The sequence below is a fragment of the Antricoccus suffuscus genome, from assembly GCF_003003235.1.
In the GTDB taxonomy this organism is placed as follows: domain Bacteria; phylum Actinomycetota; class Actinomycetes; order Mycobacteriales; family Antricoccaceae; genus Antricoccus; species Antricoccus suffuscus.
Genome location: NZ_PVUE01000023.1, coordinates 39,579 through 56,697 on the forward strand (window position 1 = coordinate 39,579; position 17,119 = coordinate 56,697).

Genomic DNA, 17,119 nt, shown 5'->3' on the forward strand with positions numbered 1-17,119 from the left:
GTCATGACGACGTCACAGTCTGAAGGATCCGAACTCCGCGTGATTTTCGCGAAACGCCGCAGCACGGGCCTAGTGTTCGGGTTGAGCGTTCCTCAGCTCGTGCTGATGGGTGCCGCGGTCGCGCTGATCACGATCGCGACTCAGGATGTGCCCGGTCCGGTGCGGATGGGGCTGCTCGTCCTGGCCACCGTTGTTGCCGCGGGCGCGTACGTGCGCCACTTTGGTCGTCCGTTCGCGGACTACATTCCCTCGTTGGTGGGGGAGGGAGTGCTCCGGCTCGCCCGTGCCCGTACGTATCGCGGAGGTCCCGCGCGAGCAGCCTACGCACGCGCGAGCGACTTGCCCGGATCAGCGTTGCCGGGGTCTTTGTCGACCATCTCGTTCGAATCGTTCGACGTCGGTGCCGGGGAAAGCGTCGGCGTTGCCCGCGATAGCCAGGACGGCACGGTGACCGGCGTGTTGCAGGTCGCCGGCGACACGTTTTCTTTGCTGAGTACGCACGAGCGCGCGGCCCGTGCCCGCGCGCTGCAGCGGTGGCTCGATGGGATGGCTCAGCCAGACTCGCCCATCGTCGCGGTCCAGTTTCTGACCGTGGTGCTGCCCGATGATGGTGATGAGGTGCACCGGACCTGGCGGACGCGGCGGGTGGACTCGGTGAACGAGTTCGCGGACCAGATCTACTCCGAGGCGCTGAACCGCGACACTCGCGGCGGGTGGACGCACGAGAGCTATATCGCGATCAGGATCGACCCCTCAGCGAACCGCGCGGTCCGCTCCCAGGTGAAAACAAACGGTGGCCGCGAATATGGCGCCGTCACGTTGCTGTGGGAGTGGATGAACCAGGCCGCGACTGATTTGCGCGACGCGGGCTTGAGTGTGCTGGGCTGGCTCCCGGAACGTGGGGTCGCCGCCGTGGTGCGGCGCGCGTTTGACCCGGACTCCTCGTCGATGATCGCCCGCCGCGGCGGCGGGCTCGGGGACCAGGCCGGCGGTGATGACGGCCTGCCCTCGGGTGTCGCGCCGGAGATGTGCGGCCCGATGCGTGCTGAGGCCGCGATGTCCTACTACGCACACGACGGCTACCTGACCCGCAGCTGGTGGGTGACCGAATGGCCCCGCGCGAAGGAGGGAGTGCCGGTAGGTTTTCTGCAGCCGCTGCTACTCGAGGCGAACTGTTGGCACACCGTATCGCTGACGTTGACGCCGCTGGCCGGGCGTAAGGCGCAACGCGCGATCGATTTGCAGGCCTCGACCCAAGACGCGAAACGGCAGATGGATGAGAAGGCGAAACGTCGCCGTCGTCGCCGCGACCAGCGAGAGGAAGCCGACGTTGACCGCCGTGAGGTCGAGCTCGTCGACGGTTACTCCTCGTGGAATGTCACCGGTCTGGTGACCTGCACGGCTAGTGATGAAGGCAAACTGCTCGCTGCCGGGTCGAGCATCACCAGCACGATGAACAAGGCATCCCTGGAGGGCCAGATCTGGTACGTCGAGCAAGACCAAGCCATGTTCTGTGGCGCCTTGCCACTGGCGAGGATCCCGTCATGAGCCGGCGCGCCGGGAACGCACCCGTCCTCGACTCACCGCTGCTGGACCCGAACGACGCTACCTCGCCGAGTCGCCGCGTCGAGCTGCTGCGCACGCTGCATCCGGACCGGGCCGCTGACCCGCCGCCAGCCTCTGGCTGGCCGAAGTGGCTGCCACGTCCAGGCGTTGGCCCCCGCGGCCGGTACGCCGGCCGGGTGCCACTGCCGCTGCGGATCCCCACCCATACCGAGTCGACTCGGTCCTTATGCGGCCTGTATCCATGGCTGGCCGGCGCCGGCCTGCCCCAGCTCGGTCCGCTGATCGGCCGAGACCGATTCTCCCGGCAGCGGTTCTGTTACGACCCGTGGCAGCTGTATGCCGCGGGACTACTGGAGGACGCGGGAATCATTGAGACCGGCGCTATCGGCTCCGGGAAAACATCGCTCAGCATGAGCCTGCTGGTACGAAGCCTCGCATTCGGGCACAGCTTCGCCGTTCCCGCCGACATGAAAGGTGAATGGGTCACCCTCGCCGAGAAGGTCGGCGGCACGGTCCTGCGGTTGGGACCGGGGATGTTCGAACGGCTCAACGCCCTGGCAATGCCGGCAAAGCCGGACGGCATCGCGCCCGAGCAGTGGTGGATGACCGTCCGCACACATTGGGAGGAACTGATCGCGAGCCTGGTCCGGACGCTGCTTCCGGGCCAGCGCGAACTGGCGCCGTTTGAGTCGACAGCCATCGAGACCGCGCTGACCACAGCAAGCAGGTGGGACGAGGTCGGCGGCGCCATCGCCCGGCTGCAGCCGTTGAGCCTCGGCAGGCTCGTCGACCAGCTGCGCGACCCGGACGAGCACATGGCAGACGTGATCGGGATGCCCGTCGAACGGCTCAAAGAAGAACTGCGCGATATCTACCTCACGTTGCGCCGGCTCACCGCAGGGAGCCTCGGCGGCCTGGTCGACGATGAGCGGGAGGATAACCAGATCGACGTGGCAACCCCGACCGTGGTGGACCTCTCGCGCGTGCAGGCGAGTGACGCGTCGATCGCCCTGGTGATGGCATGCACGCAGTCCACGATCGAGCTGGCGGCCGCGCACCGCGTCGCCCGCCGATTCATCGTGTACGACGAGGCGTGGCGACTGATGAGGTTCCCCGCGCTGGTCGGGCGAATCAACGCCGGGCAGCGCCTTTCCCGCAAGAACGGGGGCTCGACAGTGTTGATCACACACCGCATTACCGACCTTGAACTCGGTGGCGCGGAGTCCCGCGGCTACGCGATGGATCTACTCGGTGACTGCTCGACCCGGATCGTGTACCGGCAACGCGCGGACGCGATCGACGCGACCGCGCGGCTGCTGGACCTCAGCGACGCGCAGTCACAGTTTCTACCGCAGCTGCAACAAGGCTGCGCGCTGTGGCAGATCCGTAACGAGCCCTACATGATCGACCATTTCGTGCCCAAGCCGTCCGCGGAATGGGACCTGGTCAACTCTGACGCGGCGATGGTCGCCGACTACCACTCACTCGCGGACGTACCGTCCGCGGACTTGTTCGCGGGAGTGTGATCACCGATGCGACGCGTCATGTTGTCGTCGGGCCGCCGTTCGTCCGATCCCGGGACGCGTCAGCTCGCGGCCATCGGAGTGCTGATCGCCGCGGTGGTGGCGGCCTGGGCGTCGGCGTCGGTCGCGGTGTGGCTGTCCTCGGGCCTATCCGCCGGCCGGTGGCGGTTTCCGGCCGGCGTGACGTGGATCGGTCGCGCGATCACCGGCCGACCGATGGGGGAGTGGTTCACCGGCCCCGGCGCATCGCCGCACCCGTCGCCTGCATCCGTCTCGCAGGTGGCCATTATCGCGGTGCTGCTGTTCGTGGTGCTAGGCGCCGCACTCACCGTCGCAGCGGTATGGCTGGTCTCGTACTTTCGCACCTATCCGGGCATGGCGACCACCTCTGAACTATCCAAGGCGTACGGCCCGGCGGCATTGTGGAAAGGTCGCCGCGCCAGTAAAGCGCGTGAGCTGCGGCCCGATCTTTTCGAGCCACCGGCCGCCGGTCCGGCGCCAGTCGAGGAGGGCGCATCTCGACCTAGCCGCCCCAAGCGCTCACCTCGACCGGTGGCGTACAGCCTTGGCCGGGCGGTGATCCCGCGCGGGGTTGACTTGTGGGCGCCGCTGGATCAGGCGGCGATGGTGCTGGGCCCACCCGGCAGCGGTAAGACGCTGGCGATGCTGCTGCCCGCGTTCGCCGCCGCGCCGGGTGGACGCCTGTTCGCGACGACGAAGCTGGCCGATATCTACCTGGCAGCGGCCACGATTGATGATGCATCCGCGGCCCCGGTCATCTTTGATCCGCTCGGCCAGTCGGCAGGTATCGCTCCGCTGGTATGGGATCCGGTCGCCGGTTGCGTCAACTCGCACCTTGCCGAACGACGGGCGCGTGCCTTCGCCGCAGGGACTGTCACCCGCGGCGGGCATGCCGATGACGCTGCCCGGTTCTACATGCAGCAGGCATCGACGGTCATCGCCGGGCTTTTACATGCTGCCGCGCTCAGCGGCCGCACCATTGAGGATGTGGTGTCGTGGTCCGCGACAGGGTCGACCGGGGCACCGACCGAGGCGGAAGAAATCTTGCGCCAGCATCCGCATGCCGAGCGGACCTGGGCGGACCTTTTAGCCGGCTCGACGCGTGGTGGCGACGACCGGACCGTGGGTAATACCTGGACCACCGTGCGGCAGGCATTGTCGGTGTTTCAGCATCACGACGTCGTGGCACGGTGCACGCCCACAGAACACGGCGCGGCGACCGACCTGGACGCCGCGATCGCCGCAGCCGTGCCGATCCTCGTCATCGGTAAGGACGACGAATACTCAAGTGTCACGCCGCTTTTGACGGCGGTAATCGAAGACATTCTCGACCGTGTCGAGAGCGCCGCCGACCGCTCGGCGTACCGTCGCTTGGCTCCGCCATTCCTTGCCGCTATCGACGAGCTGCCGAACACCGCGCCCATCCCGACGCTGCCGCAACGGGTGGCCGATGGCCGCGGCCGCGGCCTGTGCGTGCTGTATGCCGCGCAAGGCTACGCGCAGCTAGCGACCCGCTACGGGGAGAACGTCGCGCGTGCCCTGAGCGCCACCACGAACGTATGGTGCATTTTCGGCGGGTCGAAAGACTCCCGCTATAACAAGGAACTGTCGGACCTGATCGGCACCGTCGAAGTCTCGCGCGCCTCGACTCAGCATGACCTGGGCATGCGCGGGTCGCGTCAGTCTATGCAGCTCACCCGTGAGGATAAGGCCGTGATCGAGCCGCACGATCTGCTGACGCTGCCACAGAATCACGCGATTGTGCTGGCGGGCCGTTGCCGTCCCGCGATCAGCAGGTTCCGCCTGCTGGTGCGCGGATCTGCAGGTAAGGAGCTGCTGGCCTCCGCCGCCGGCATCCGGAGCACACCACAGAACACGCCCCCGTCGACCCCGGCCTCATTGCTGGCCCAGACCCAGGGCGCCGTCGCGGAATCCCGCGCACGCGGAATAGTCAGGACAAGCGAATGACCGAACGCATCTTGGGCCGCTTTCCCGAACCACCGAAGGATGTCCGGTACATCATGCTTCTGCTGGATCAGGCGAAATCGCCCGACCCGGAGGAACAGGAGCAGGCGGAAATCGGCGCCGACGACGCTTTCAGCTGCAAGGTCGTCGATCTACCGCGCCCGTGGGACCCGGCCGAGCTGCCGCCACAGGTCCGTCAGGAGTACTGGCTGTGGCTCGATGACGTCGCCCTGTGGGTCAATCACACGTACGGCTGGCGGCCGGCCGAGCAGGTGCCCGCCTGCTGGCCGCAGCATCCTTGGTTGGTCACCGAACTGGCGACGCTGGCCATGGCCCGGTGGGTGGCATTCCGCGACGCGTCACCCATGCCGGCGGAGGAGTGGCACCAATGGTCAATGCCGCGGTTTGTCGACAGGCTCACCCAGCGCATGGGTACCGAGAGCGCAACACAGTGCACCAAGGGCAGGCACGCCCCATGGCCAGGGGAGAGTCGCGCCATGGCAACGACCGCAGCCGCCGATGATCGTCAGCAGCTATTCGCCGATGACGTGACGGCGGGACACAGTCCCGCCGTCAAGGCTGCGGTTCCCGCGACTACTCCAGCTCGCCACTAGAGCTGTAGAGCAGGCATCGTTTCCCAACACTCACCTCAGATGAGGGCTTGAGTGTCGCGGACCCTCGACGATCGAGAGTTTCGTAAGCGGTCTGGGATGATCACAATGTGTATGGAATTGGACGAGATTCAGGCCTGCGACCGTTCGATGGCTCGGCGTATCACTACACGTCGTCGGAGGGCCTTCTGGGCATCGTGACCTCGTGTCAGATCAGAGCGTCAGAAGCTTCGAGTCTCAACGACCTTGCCGAAGTTGAGCGTGGGTGGGATGCCGTGAAACGATGGCTGTCAAAGCAGCATGGCAGCCGCGAAACCAAGTACCTTCGCCGATCCATCAAACGCTCACGCAGAGACCCCAAGCACCAGGTGTTCGTACTGAGCGGCACGACTGCAAGAGACGACGCCAACCAGTGGCGCCTTTACGCCGACACCGGCCGCGGCTACGCGATCGAGCTCGACGCGTCAGTGCCGCTCAATGTCGTGTCACTCGCCCACCAAGAGGACGCGGCAGGCGGCAGGCCGTTTGGGAAGGCGACTGAATTCGTGACCGTCGCTCCGTGGCACCACGTGCTGTATAAGAAGAACGACCTAGACATTGCCATGTCTGCGCTCGCTAGCTACACCAAAAGCGAAATTGCGCGCATCGATGAGATCGATGATGACGAGGAAAAGGAATACGGAGCAGAGGTCCTGGATCAGGAGACCTCGGACGAACTCGCCTTGATCGCACATCTCCTCAAAACCCCCGGATTTAAAGGAGAGCAAGAGGTGCGTGTGGTGGCGCGGTTCATGTGGTTTGGCCAGCACGTGGGGTATCGAGCTGGTACCTACGGGATTGCCGGGCATGTTCATCTCGTCAACGCTGGCGCGTCAGATGCTTATGCGTTGCGACGAGTAGTCCCATCGCCGTCCACAGATGATGCGCGCGAGCGGGACTTCGTTCATCCCCTCGCCATCACTGGGGTCCGCCTCGGTCCACTCCTACACAAGGGAAACAAAGAAGCAGTGAAAGCGTTCCTCAACGCTAATGGGCTGCGCTCGGCGTCAGTGAGGCAATCGAAAGTGTCGCTGCGCTGAGATGGAGTGACTCCCTGCCAAGAGGTGAAGCGAGCCCATCCGGATATCCGGTGTCTTGCTCTTGCAACGCCGCTCAACCAGCCAGGTGAACCAGCCGGATCGGGTCTTCGAGCAGCTGTGCCTCGACGAAGCGCTCGTCAACGGTAGGACCGCTGCGGTCCCAGCCCTTGAACTCGATGATCTTCGTACGTGAGCCTTCCGATCGCGGTGCTAGCTTACGTTTGAGTAGGCTCGCAAAACGACGTTCGTGCGTCGACACGATGAGTTGACGACGGAGCCGGAGGTGCCGACACAAGTCGGCGAAGCCGAGCACGTTCACGTCGTCCATCGACTGAACCGGGTCATCCAGCAGTAGGAACGGCAGACCTCGGTCTTCGGAAGACAGGCTCATCGCAATGAAGTAGGACAACGCGACGATATTGGACTGCGACGTGGAGAAGATCAGGAGTGGATCTGCCGAGACATTCTCGACAGGGTCGATGACCAGAGGGCTCGTCGTCCCCTTCCGGTAGTAGGTGTCCAGCTCGAACTCGACGGTCTTGAACGCCGGATGAGGGTCAAGGCGCTGGAAGATATTCGTGACCAGCGGCTGGATTGAGCGCAGTCGAGCCTCAGTGATCTCGACTCGAGCATTGATCGTCTTCTCAGACAATGCCTGGAGCTTCTCGGATCGCGCCGACTCTGCGTCCAGTTGCTCCTCTGCCGAGGCGAGCGCGGTTTCCAAGCTGCGGACCTCCGCGGCGGCGCGGTCTACAGCCCCTTGGTCCGACTGTCTGTCAAATGTTTCCAGGAGATCATGCAGCGCCCGTCGAGCACGGCGGAAGTACTCCAACGCAGGACCTACGCTATCGACGAACGATTCCACGTCGTACCGGTCGAACTTTGCGACCTTGATGTCCTCGGCGAGACTTTCGACAGCTGTGGCGGCCGCAGAATCAGCGCGGCGGACCTGCTGCCAGCGACCACTCTGCTGCTCTGCTGCGGCAAGGGCGTCGCGAGCCGCGTCCGCAGCCGCTGCAGCGCGATTATGTTCTGCTGCCAGCGCGTCGAAACCCTGCTGCAGTTCGAGGATGGTTCCGGTCGCCTCTGCTCGCTCACGCAACTGACGCTCCACGTGGTCGCGGTCGATGCGCTGCCCGCAAACGGGGCAGTCGTCCGACAGCATCGGCACGGCTAGGGCGGCAAGCTGAGCCACATCGGCGGCGGTGCGCTGCGCTGCGTTCAACTGCTCTTGCATTGCCGCGCGCGAACCTTCGGCGGCGTCTCTTGCACCCTCCGCTCGTGTCACCTCAGCCTGGAGGTCGCTGACCTGTTCCTCAGTCGGGCCCTCGCCCAGATCTCCACGCAGTTGGGCCGCCTGCCTGGTCAGGGTCCGCGCGGATTCGACGATATCGGCTGCGTGTCCGAAGGCTGTCGCCGCGAGACGAACATCGTCGGGTCCTTCGAGAGCCACTTGGCTCGTGCTGAGAGAGATGCCTAGGGGAGCGGCAGCCAAGATACCGAGTGTCTCTTCGCGTACAGCTGCAACTTGGGGCCGAGTAGCCAGCCGCGTCTGTGCGGCTTCGGAACGATCCTGCGCTTGCTTCAAAGCGGCAGCAAGTCTGCCGCGCTCAACTCGAGCGTTCTTCTCGCGCTCGGACGCCTGCTTCGCCACTGACCTTATGGCGTCTTCGAAGTCTTCAAGAACTCTAAGTCCAAGGACGGTACTCAGCTGCCGGTACCGGTCATCAGGCTTCGCTTCAAGAACGCGACGCATGACGTCTTGCTGCATGAGACCCGACGTGGTCAATGCAGACTCGAGCGTCTGCTCCGTACGGGGCAGCAGATTTCTCCGCAGTTCCTCTTCGGCATCGTCGCCGAACAGCGAGGTTTCGCCCATCCGGCGAAGTTCGAGAGTGCTGCCTCCCTGGTCGCCGATACGTCTTAGGGTTACACGCCCTGACGGAAGATTGAGGTCGATCTCGACGGAAGCCTTGCGTCCTAGCCGGTACTGGTTCACAACGTATTCGACATTGCGTCGCGCGCGCAGGCTTTCGAGTCGGTCAAGGCTACCGAGCAGTCCCCACTGCAACGCGTCGAAGAAGCTTGTCTTGCCGGTTCCGTTCGGTCCGGTGATGACTACTGCTGTCGCCGACAGGTCGAATTCACGAGCATCGCGAAAACCCCGGAAAGCTTCGACACGCAGCCGGTCGATAATGGGCTCAAAGGACGTCATCGAGCGTTGCTCCTTGTCCGAAAGCGGTAATGGCACGCTGAGTCAGTTCTCTGTCGACGCCACGGGAGATAAGAGCATCCAGCAGTGAGTGGAGCGCGTCAGGCTGTACGGCAGCCGTCGTCGAGGAGGTCGCCGGCTCAACGAATGGAGCAAGGGCGTGGCTGACCGCCTCCGAGGTCGGATCTACGCCGGTATGCGCGATGCGGCGTAATTGTGACGTGTCGTAGTTGATCGCGAACAAGTCTCGGGTGACGCCGTCGTCTTCCGCAGACTTCTCCTGGGTCAGCAGGACTAGGTACGTGTCCCATCTCTTCGGGCCAAGAGCCGCTGACTTAACGCGCTGTGCGAGAGCCTCAAAGGCGACGGGTTCAGCGAGGATCAAGTCACGGATGGTGTTCATCGCCGCTGCAGCCACGACGAAGTAACTGTTCTCCGCTAAGACCAGGTCAATGCCCTCGCTCACGGTCTCGACGTGGAACCCCTGCTCTGACAGAACTGCCTCGACGATGCGGAGGAGCTCGTCGTCCGAGCGAGTAGACGGTGAATCACTCTTCACGAAGCAATCACCTCATCGGCGTGCCGAACGTCAGGCACCAGAGCAAGAGGACCATCAACGATGTCCAAGTCACTTGCCTCGCCAACGATGCTGTCAGGTAGAGAGTCTGGCTTTGGAATCGGGCCCACCCCACCGGCGACAACGAACAGCGGATGTGGCTCGCCACGACTGGCGTGGTCATGCAGCCGGTTTTTGGCTGCATCGATAAGACGCCGCGGCGACTCCGTTTGTGTCGAGATCAATACCTCGACGGGCCCCTGAGCCGTTTCGAAAATGTGGTTGTGGTTGAGCCGAGCCGAATCGCCCGCAAGATGACCCAACGCAATCAGGACCTTGCCCAACTCAGAGCTCTTAAGTACCGGCTCACCGACCTGCGGGTTGATGTCGACCGACCGGGCCCATTGAAGGACTGTCAATGAGTCGGATTCCAGCAGTCCCTTCTTGGCCGCCTCAAGGTAGGTGGCTAGCACTTCGGCGGAGGACAAGGTGACGCTGTGGTCCGCCAGCCTGCCGGTGATGTACGCCGCGGCGAGCTGCTCCATGAACAAGTCGGCGTTGGCTGGGATCTTGTGGTCGCCGTGGAGGTTCGGCACGACTGTCTTCCACTGAGAGTCTTCCCAGTTCGCTTCTATGTCGGGAGCAACGATCCGGATATTTCCGACGGAGCCGACTTCATGGATGGCTTCCTCGATGCGCCGCTTCACGTACCCCGCAACGTCTCCGATGCCGATGAAGACCACCACAGCACGGCCAAGTCGCGCATGAGTTTGCTCTCGCACCCACGTCGGCGGGTTGTCGAGGCTTCTACTCGTCACGAGCAGCGAATCCGGCCTGGAGGCGCAGCCGTGAACCTTCAGGACCCACGGCGGGGTTACGTCAGCGAGGTCATGGTCGTTAGTCACCACCGGCAACAGCTCTTCGCCGGCTCCGCGCTCAATGCAGTTGTCCCAGTTCGTGGTGATGACGTCAATCGCACCTTCGAGCATCAGATGCGCCAAGACCTTGTGCGCGTATCCAGGCCTTGCAGTCTTGAAGTCCGCCGACTTGGCAGAAGTCTGACGCAGCGCCTCCTCGCCGCCCGGCAGAGTCGCGACAGCATCCGCAACGGCGACAAGATCCCGCGACTCAATGGGGACGATAACGGGGAACACGCCCTTGAGCTGCATATGGATCCGCGCAGCCAACTCCGCACCCGTCGGGAGGTTGGTCGGCTGGGACAGGCTGATGCCTGCGCCTGCGTAGATCACGAGTTTGCTTGCCAAATCAGCTCGATTGGCCAACGCGACCGCATACGGCGGAACGCCGGTCGAGATCGGAGACGGGCAATGCTGCATACGCCGATGCTAGAGGTAGCTAGCGCCAGCGGTGACTATGCCTTCGCTTCGCTGCGCATTATGGCGGTCCTGCAAGCAACTGGCTCGTCGAGCCAAGCGTCTTTATGGGCGGAGTGACGCTGGGCCTGGGCGTATCGGCGACCAGCCGCGTGAGCAGCGTTGATGATCGTCGGCAACTACCCGTCAGCGTTGCAGTCCTCGTGACCGCTCCGGCCCGCGACTAGAGACGCGCTCGCTCTTCGGCCGCCGCGTCTTGCCTCCAGCTGACTGACTCCGCTGCACCCCGGCTTCGGGGTACTGCCGGATCAGGCGTTGACGAAGGACTGCTGCAGCCCGGCCTTCGGGCAGCTGCTTGATGTCGGCGGCGGCCCGTACCGCGCCCGGCACATCTATCTCGCGCGCGTCGAGCTGAGTAAGCGTGTCCTGCAGTTTCGGCCATTCGGCCTCCCCGCTCAAGCCAGGGGCGATCTCGTCGAGCAGGTCCTGCCATCCCGATTCTGGCTGCATCTCGGCGCGCTCGTACTGGCTTGGGGCGTATTCGCCGGTCGTCTGCAGCACTGGCACGTCGTTGTTGCGCTCGAGTGATGCCTCCGCCCGGTCTGCGATCGCATCTATGACGCGATCGATCCGTTCCTCGTCGGTCAATGGCACGCCTCTTTCATGATCTCGGGTGAGGTCCTCGACTTCGGCGCGGGAGGAGTAGATCCAGACGTTCTCGCGGTGCCGGCTGGTCGCGACGTGCAAGGTCGCGGCATCGCCTCCGGCGGCCGCGACCAGAACAGCCCCGCCGCGCTGTTCGCCGTCAGGTGCGGTCCACGTTTCTTTGATCGTGAGGCCTTCAGCCCGGTGCGCGGTCAAGGCGTAACCGAGCTGGAGCCCGTCCTTTTCCACATACTCCCGGGCAAGTACCGCGTGCGCGGTCTGCATACCGCCGTCATCAGCTGGTTGCTGCCAGCTGACTCTCACCGATCCATCCTCCCCGAGGTCATCAATGACACCGCGGTAGCCATTGAGTACTGGATCGCCGGTACTCAACCTCTCGAGCCAGTCATTCATCCGCATCGCTACCTGATCACCGACATGCAGCATGATCGGATCAGTGCCGCCGTATGTCGTGTACTCGCGTCCTTCGCCCAGTTCACCGGCGGCGTACCGGACCGCTTGCGCGCCACGATTCAGCGCGTCGATCTGTACGTTGGTGCTGGCGATCATCAGCACGCCACGCAGTTCGCTATACGCGCTTGGGGCTCCTGCGCGTTGCCGGTTCCACTGCGCGAGCATCGCGCCGCGGGACTCGATCGCCTCCTCGTGAGTAACCACGCGGCCCTGCCCGGCCCACGATGCCATCGCGTCCGCGTGCCGGCCTTCACGCCAGGCTGCGACGGCCGACCGTTCGACCTCTCGCCGTTGCCGGCGGTTGTCCACCAGCTGCGGTCCGCCACTTTCGGCGTGCACCGCGGCGAACATCGACCCGACGCCCACGCCGCGCAGCTGGTGACTGTCACCGACCTCCACGATTCGGGTGCCCGCTTCCTTCGCCATCTGGTAGATCCGCGCCCGGGATCGGTCCTCAGTCAAGTTGGCCTCGTCGATCACGAGCACGTCCACGCCGCTCAACCGGTTCACACCCGTCTCGGTCGCCGCGAACACCAGCGATGCGACGGTGCTCGACTCAATCCCGCTCTCGATGCGCAGGTTCTGCGCGGCGACGGCGGCGGTGGCCGCGCCGCGGACCGTCAGCCCTTGTGCCTCCATCGCGACGCGCATCGCACGCAGCAGCGTGGTCTTCCCGGTGCCGGGTGCTCCCTGCACCGCGCACACCCGCCGAGGCGAGGTGGTGATGTACTCCAACGCGTCACGCTGTTCGGTGCTGAGGGCGTAGTCCTGTAGCGCCTCGACCGTACCGATGGCCATCTGCAGCGTGTCACGCTCGACCACGGCACGCGACACCACGCTGCCGTCCTTCGCGGCTGCGAGTACCGCACGCTCAGCGGCAATGACATCGCCGGTCGTGAAGGTTTCCGCGTTCGCCATGTGCGCGCCGTGCCGCACCACCTTCTCGCCACTGCCGTGCCCCTCGACCGGGTGCGGCATCGCTACGAGTCGCGGATCTTGCTGCACCCGTGTCACCATCTGTTCAAGTTCCTGCGCGCTACTCACGCCACCGGGCAGCGCGTCCGCGACCTTCGCGATTAGTTCCGCGCGGCTAAAGCGGCGCTGGTGACTCGTGACCCCATAATCCTCGCGGGTGACCTGTTCGATGACGTACGCCAGCAGCTCGCTGCCGCGTAGCTGCTGCTCGGCGCTGACCTCGCCGCTGAACGCATCGTGCGTGATCTGGAGCGTGTCATGGCCTGCGGCCTGCGCCTCGCTCTGCCACGCCTCTTGCAGTGTCGCATCGGTCGCGTATGCCTGATCCGTCTTCGCCGCCGCGCTGCGCTGTGCCGCGAACCGGTGCGCGGCCGCGGACACCGTCTGCTCGTCCATTCCCATCGATCGCAGCATCACGCCGACCTCGTCGGACCGTTTCGAGAACAGCCTGATGGTCGCGTCCGGTATGCCGACGATCTCCCACTGGCGGGTGCGTTCGCTGCGCGCGTACTGCACCCCGAAACGGGTCGCCATCTCGCGACGCACCAGTGCCTGGTAGAGCGCGTCCGCGGCTGGCAGGTGCCGTATCAGGTCCCGGCCGCCGGCGGCGACGGTGCCGTATTTTCCGTCCGCTTTCGTCATGTTCGCGATGCTCACGTGTGCGTGCCAATGCGGGTCGCCGATCATGCGCCCGTCGGTCGGTCGGGCGGCGCGGTGCACCATCACCCAGCCGGCGAAGCCGTCACCTTTCACCACCGTCGCGCGCCGCGGCTCGCCGGCCTTATCGACGCCGCCGTGCTTGCCGCGCATCGCGTACGCGGTCGTCTGCTCGTACCATCTCATCGACCGCGAGACCTGCTCGTACAGCGTGTCCTCGACCCGCGCGGCCTGCTCGCCGTCGGCGAACGCCATCAGCACGCTTGTCGATTTCGGCAGCGTGAACGTCGCGTCGTACCCGGCGTTACCAATGACCTGCCGCCGAGGCTGCACCACGTCGCGCACCTGGCCGTCGGCTTCTCGCTGCACGGTCTCAGTCAGGTTCGCGTACGCGTTAGCGAATACGCCGTCGCCCCATACTGCGTCCGCGTCCAGGCCGAAGGCTGCTGCGACGCGACCGGCTTCGTCCGCGCGGATCGTCGCCGACCGCCGCTGCATCGACGGCGCAGTGGTCAGGCGCGCCCACAATTTCCGGTCTTGTTCCTGTTCGATCTGGGCGCCAGCTGAGACAGCCGCGGCGCCTGCCGCGAGCAGGGGAGCGACACTCACTTTCGCGTCCGCGTAGATGCCAACTTTCGGCTCCACCAGCTGCTCACCGGTCGCCGGGCTCGCTCCGCGCATAAGCGCCCGAGCCTTATCTAAATCCTCGTCTGTGAATGTCGCGCCGTCGACGAGACCATGCGCAGCGAGCCCTGACCCGATCCACCGCAACGGCCGCTCGCCACCGTCAGCGTGGTAGGAAAACTGGCCTTCCGCCGCGCTCGGGCCACCACAACCATGGCCGCCCGTCAGGCGGTACTCCACCTGGGCGGGGTCAGACCCGATGGTCGTGATTGCGCTCATGTCACCTCGTGCGGCGTAGCCGGTATCGTCGTATCCCGTAGGGATACCATAGCCCAAAAGATTTCACGTTTGAAGCACCGAACAGCAAGTGCATGCATATGTGGTGTGCGTAGCGATTAGTGTCAGGCGAATGAAAGTAGCGGGATGAGTGAGAGGGAAGATCGCACAGTGAATGTTGAAGAGATCAAGAAGCGCGTTGAGCAAGCCGATCGCAAACGGATTCAAGCGCGCGCCGAAGCCGCCGCGTTGGTCGGCCAGCGTCTGACCGATCGCGCCGCAGCGCAGGAGCACCTGAAACAGACCGACACGGACCTTGCCGCCGCAATCAGCGGCGCTAACGAGCTAATGAACCTTGCCGAGCTCGCCTCGTTTGTAGACTCATCGGTCAGTAAACTGACAGCCGCCAGCAAAGTTCGCACACCGCGGAAACCGCGCAAGGAGTCGGGCACACCAGCGTCCGGAAGCAACCACCAACCGGGGACTAGAACAGCACCGGGCCAGGATCACGGACCGTCATAGCGATGGCCAATCGCACCGGGTCGTAGCCGGTGCGGAGCGCATCACGGATAGCGACGGAACGTGCCCGCGCCCCGCGCGGGTCATTCATCCCAGGCCGCGGCCCGCGGTGTCGCCCGGTTGCGACGGCGTACCGGTTATTCAACGCTGAGGTCCCGCCCAGAACGTGTCCGATCTCGACGCGCACACACGACCGCTCATTACATCCGTGCATCAGTACGTCCGGGTATACCTCTAACTCGGGATGCGCGATCTCGAACGCCGCGCGGTGCGTTCCCAACGTGCGTCGTGAACCGTCAGCTCGCGCGTAGTTGAACGTGCCGTATCCGTCTGCCGCGATCGCACCGACCCAAAACCAGCATGCTGGCGTGCGCACCACATGCGTCCAGAAGCGCGCATTGACCTCATCGCTGATCTCCTCGCGCCGAACCGGCGGAATAGCCGGCATCAGCGGTAGCGGCAACTGCCTACTCACTCACGTCGCCGCCGCGTGTCTGATTCTTGCGCGTTCTCGTGCGTGAGCGCCTCGTGTCCCTCGCGCCGCCCGAGCTGAGCACGTAAAACATCACCGCCTCGCCCGCGAGTGCTAGCGGCGACGAAATTGCAACCCAGTATCAAAGCAATACGCCCCATGTGGAGGCGTGCCAGATACCAAGGTCCATCCTGATCCTGGGTCGTCGCAAGGAGATTTCATCGAACGGCAATCTGAACGGCCGGTACCGCGATCAAAGCGAAGATGATGATTGCCGCCGGCCGGCCGCGCATGACTCCGCGCACCAGCCACACCACCGCGGCCATCACCAAACCGATCAATGCCAGGATCGCTAACGGGCTGACCTCGCCGCTATCTTCGAAGCTCATCGCGCCCACATCCTTCCGTTGCTTATCGCGCACCCTCTCACGCCGTACTGACAGAACGCTGCCGCGTGTTGCTGCCGGGCGTCTCCGATTCCTTTCCCAGCCCCATCGGATCACTCCTCGGTGTCGTCGGGGAGTGCGTCGGCGAGTGAAGTGCCGCCACGCCGCGCGGCCGCGTAGGTCCGTGTTGATCTGGTGCTCGAGGACGCTCAGCGGCCCAACTGTGCTCGGCGGCCTCGGCGCCGTACCGGTCGCGCTGGTTCTGGTTGTCGAGTTTGTCCAACAGGCACCGAATGTGGCTCCACGGCAATCCTCCCAACGCTGTTGGGACGATCTGCGCATGGTCTACCGTTATCGCGGTTTGTAAGCGGTGGCGCGGTGCTCGATTCGCCCGACCCGCACCAGGTGTCTGTCGTCGTCGATCTGCAAGATGACGCGGTAGTCGCCGCGCCGCGCCGATCGCCACGCGGCCAGTTCGGCGTGCAGAGGCTTCGAGAGCCGGTAAGGGTTCTCGGCCAGTGGCCCGGTGATGAACTCGACGATCGCCGCAGCGAATTTGTGCGGCAGTGTCCGCAGCGATCGTTGCGCAGTCTTGGAGATCTCGACGTGCCACGGGTCAGTCGGTTCGGCCATTGACTAGCTATGGGCTTCGCGACTGGGCAAGCCGTACTCGGCGCGCAGTTCGTCACCGGAGACGACGCGGCCGGCGGCGAAGTCGGCCTCAGACTCGCGTAGCTCCGCGATCACATCCGGCTGCGAGAGCAGCTCCAGCGTCTCGTGCAGCGCGTCGAGGTAGTCGGCCGAGACAATCACGGCCGAGGCGTGGCCATGACGAGTGATGCGGTAGATCTCTTGAGTGCGTTCGGCGTCATCGACGAACGCACTGAGCTTGTCTTTGGCTTCACTGAGCGATACCGTGTGCATGCGCTCCATAGTAGCCTCATATCTGGCCTTTGACTAGCCTAATAATTAGCCGATAATCGACGTTACGTCAAGTAAAACAATCGTCCATTCTGGCTAACATGACTAGTAGCACGCTTTCGCCTCTCAGCGGAAGTCGCATCGATGCGGACGCATCCTCGCTCCGCACTACGCATCTGGCATACAGCCAGGCATGCCCCGCGCCTCACGGGCATGAAGTTAGAACACGCGCAGCCCGAAGTCTGCTGCCACCGCAATCAGGTCCGCGTCGTCGGTGTCGATAGTGTGACCGCGGCGCTGCGT

General features: G+C 64.4%; 14 protein-coding genes. 6 read left to right on the plus strand and 8 right to left on the minus strand.

Going from position 1 to position 17,119, the window contains the following annotated elements; translation table 11 throughout:
* Positions 1 to 3: 3 nt before the first annotated feature.
* The 5 genes from CLV47_RS19640 (at position 4) to CLV47_RS19660 (ending at position 6,765) form a co-directional block, all read left to right on the plus strand.
* Positions 4 to 1,548 carry an SCO6880 family protein gene (locus CLV47_RS19640; RefSeq protein ID WP_106350828.1) on the plus strand — a complete coding sequence of 515 codons (1,545 nt, stop codon included), beginning with the start codon at positions 4 to 6 and terminating at the stop codon, positions 1,546 to 1,548.
* On the plus strand, positions 1,545 to 3,092 hold the full coding sequence (locus CLV47_RS19645) for an ATP-binding protein (RefSeq protein ID WP_106350829.1): 1,548 nt from the start codon (positions 1,545 to 1,547) through the stop codon (positions 3,090 to 3,092). The genes CLV47_RS19640 and CLV47_RS19645 overlap by 4 nt, the downstream gene beginning before the upstream one ends.
* Before the next feature lie 6 nt (positions 3,093 to 3,098).
* Positions 3,099 to 5,078 carry a type IV secretory system conjugative DNA transfer family protein gene (locus CLV47_RS19650; RefSeq protein ID WP_106350830.1) on the plus strand — a complete coding sequence of 660 codons (1,980 nt, stop codon included), beginning with the start codon at positions 3,099 to 3,101 and terminating at the stop codon, positions 5,076 to 5,078.
* Positions 5,075 to 5,689, plus strand: coding sequence for a hypothetical protein (locus tag CLV47_RS19655; RefSeq protein WP_106350831.1), 615 nt, complete (start codon positions 5,075 to 5,077; stop codon positions 5,687 to 5,689). Before CLV47_RS19650 ends, CLV47_RS19655 begins: the two co-directional genes overlap by 4 nt.
* Positions 5,690 to 5,961: 272 nt before the next feature.
* Positions 5,962 to 6,765 carry a DUF2971 domain-containing protein gene (locus CLV47_RS19660; RefSeq protein WP_170111173.1) on the plus strand — a complete coding sequence of 268 codons (804 nt, stop codon included), beginning with the start codon at positions 5,962 to 5,964 and terminating at the stop codon, positions 6,763 to 6,765.
* 73 nt (positions 6,766 to 6,838) lie between these two features.
* Here the strand turns inward: CLV47_RS19660 and CLV47_RS19665 are convergent, their stop codons facing one another.
* From CLV47_RS19665 to mobF, 4 genes are all read right to left on the minus strand, one after another.
* Positions 6,839 to 8,980, minus strand: coding sequence for an ATP-binding protein (locus CLV47_RS19665; RefSeq protein ID WP_106350833.1), 2,142 nt, complete (start codon positions 8,978 to 8,980; stop codon positions 6,839 to 6,841).
* Complete coding sequence (locus CLV47_RS19670; RefSeq protein WP_106350834.1) at positions 8,967 to 9,536, minus strand: hypothetical protein; 570 nt, start codon at positions 9,534 to 9,536, stop codon at positions 8,967 to 8,969. The genes CLV47_RS19665 and CLV47_RS19670 overlap by 14 nt, the downstream gene beginning before the upstream one ends.
* Complete coding sequence (locus CLV47_RS19675; protein WP_106350835.1) at positions 9,533 to 10,870, minus strand: SIR2 family protein; 1,338 nt, start codon at positions 10,868 to 10,870, stop codon at positions 9,533 to 9,535. Before CLV47_RS19675 ends, CLV47_RS19670 begins: the two co-directional genes overlap by 4 nt.
* A 183-nt stretch (positions 10,871 to 11,053) precedes the next feature.
* Entirely contained in the window at positions 11,054 to 14,521 is a 3,468-nt protein-coding gene (gene mobF, locus CLV47_RS19680; protein ID WP_106350836.1) for a MobF family relaxase, read from the minus strand.
* A gap of 144 nt (positions 14,522 to 14,665) precedes the next feature.
* Here mobF and CLV47_RS19685 point away from each other — a divergent pair, with 144 nt between their 5' ends.
* Positions 14,666 to 15,040, plus strand: coding sequence for a hypothetical protein (locus tag CLV47_RS19685; RefSeq protein WP_146135460.1), 375 nt, complete (start codon positions 14,666 to 14,668; stop codon positions 15,038 to 15,040).
* Here CLV47_RS19685 and CLV47_RS19690 read toward each other — a convergent pair.
* The 4 genes from CLV47_RS19690 to CLV47_RS19705 form a co-directional block, all read right to left on the minus strand.
* A complete protein-coding gene (locus tag CLV47_RS19690; RefSeq protein WP_146135461.1) occupies positions 15,003 to 15,512 on the minus strand; it encodes a hypothetical protein in 510 nt (169 codons plus the stop codon). The two genes, CLV47_RS19685 and CLV47_RS19690, sit on opposite strands and share 38 nt — an antisense overlap.
* 215 nt (positions 15,513 to 15,727) lie before the next feature.
* Positions 15,728 to 15,898, minus strand: a complete 171-nt coding sequence (locus CLV47_RS22160; RefSeq protein WP_170111175.1) for a hypothetical protein — start codon at positions 15,896 to 15,898, stop codon at positions 15,728 to 15,730.
* 348 nt (positions 15,899 to 16,246) lie between these two features.
* A complete protein-coding gene (locus tag CLV47_RS19700) occupies positions 16,247 to 16,528 on the minus strand; it encodes a type II toxin-antitoxin system RelE family toxin (RefSeq protein WP_106350840.1) in 282 nt (93 codons plus the stop codon).
* 3 nt (positions 16,529 to 16,531) lie between these two features.
* Positions 16,532 to 16,819 (minus strand): type II toxin-antitoxin system Phd/YefM family antitoxin, encoded by a 288-nt coding sequence (locus CLV47_RS19705; protein WP_106350842.1) that lies wholly within the window; start codon positions 16,817 to 16,819, stop codon positions 16,532 to 16,534.
* Positions 16,820 to 17,119: the final 300 nt, after the last annotated feature.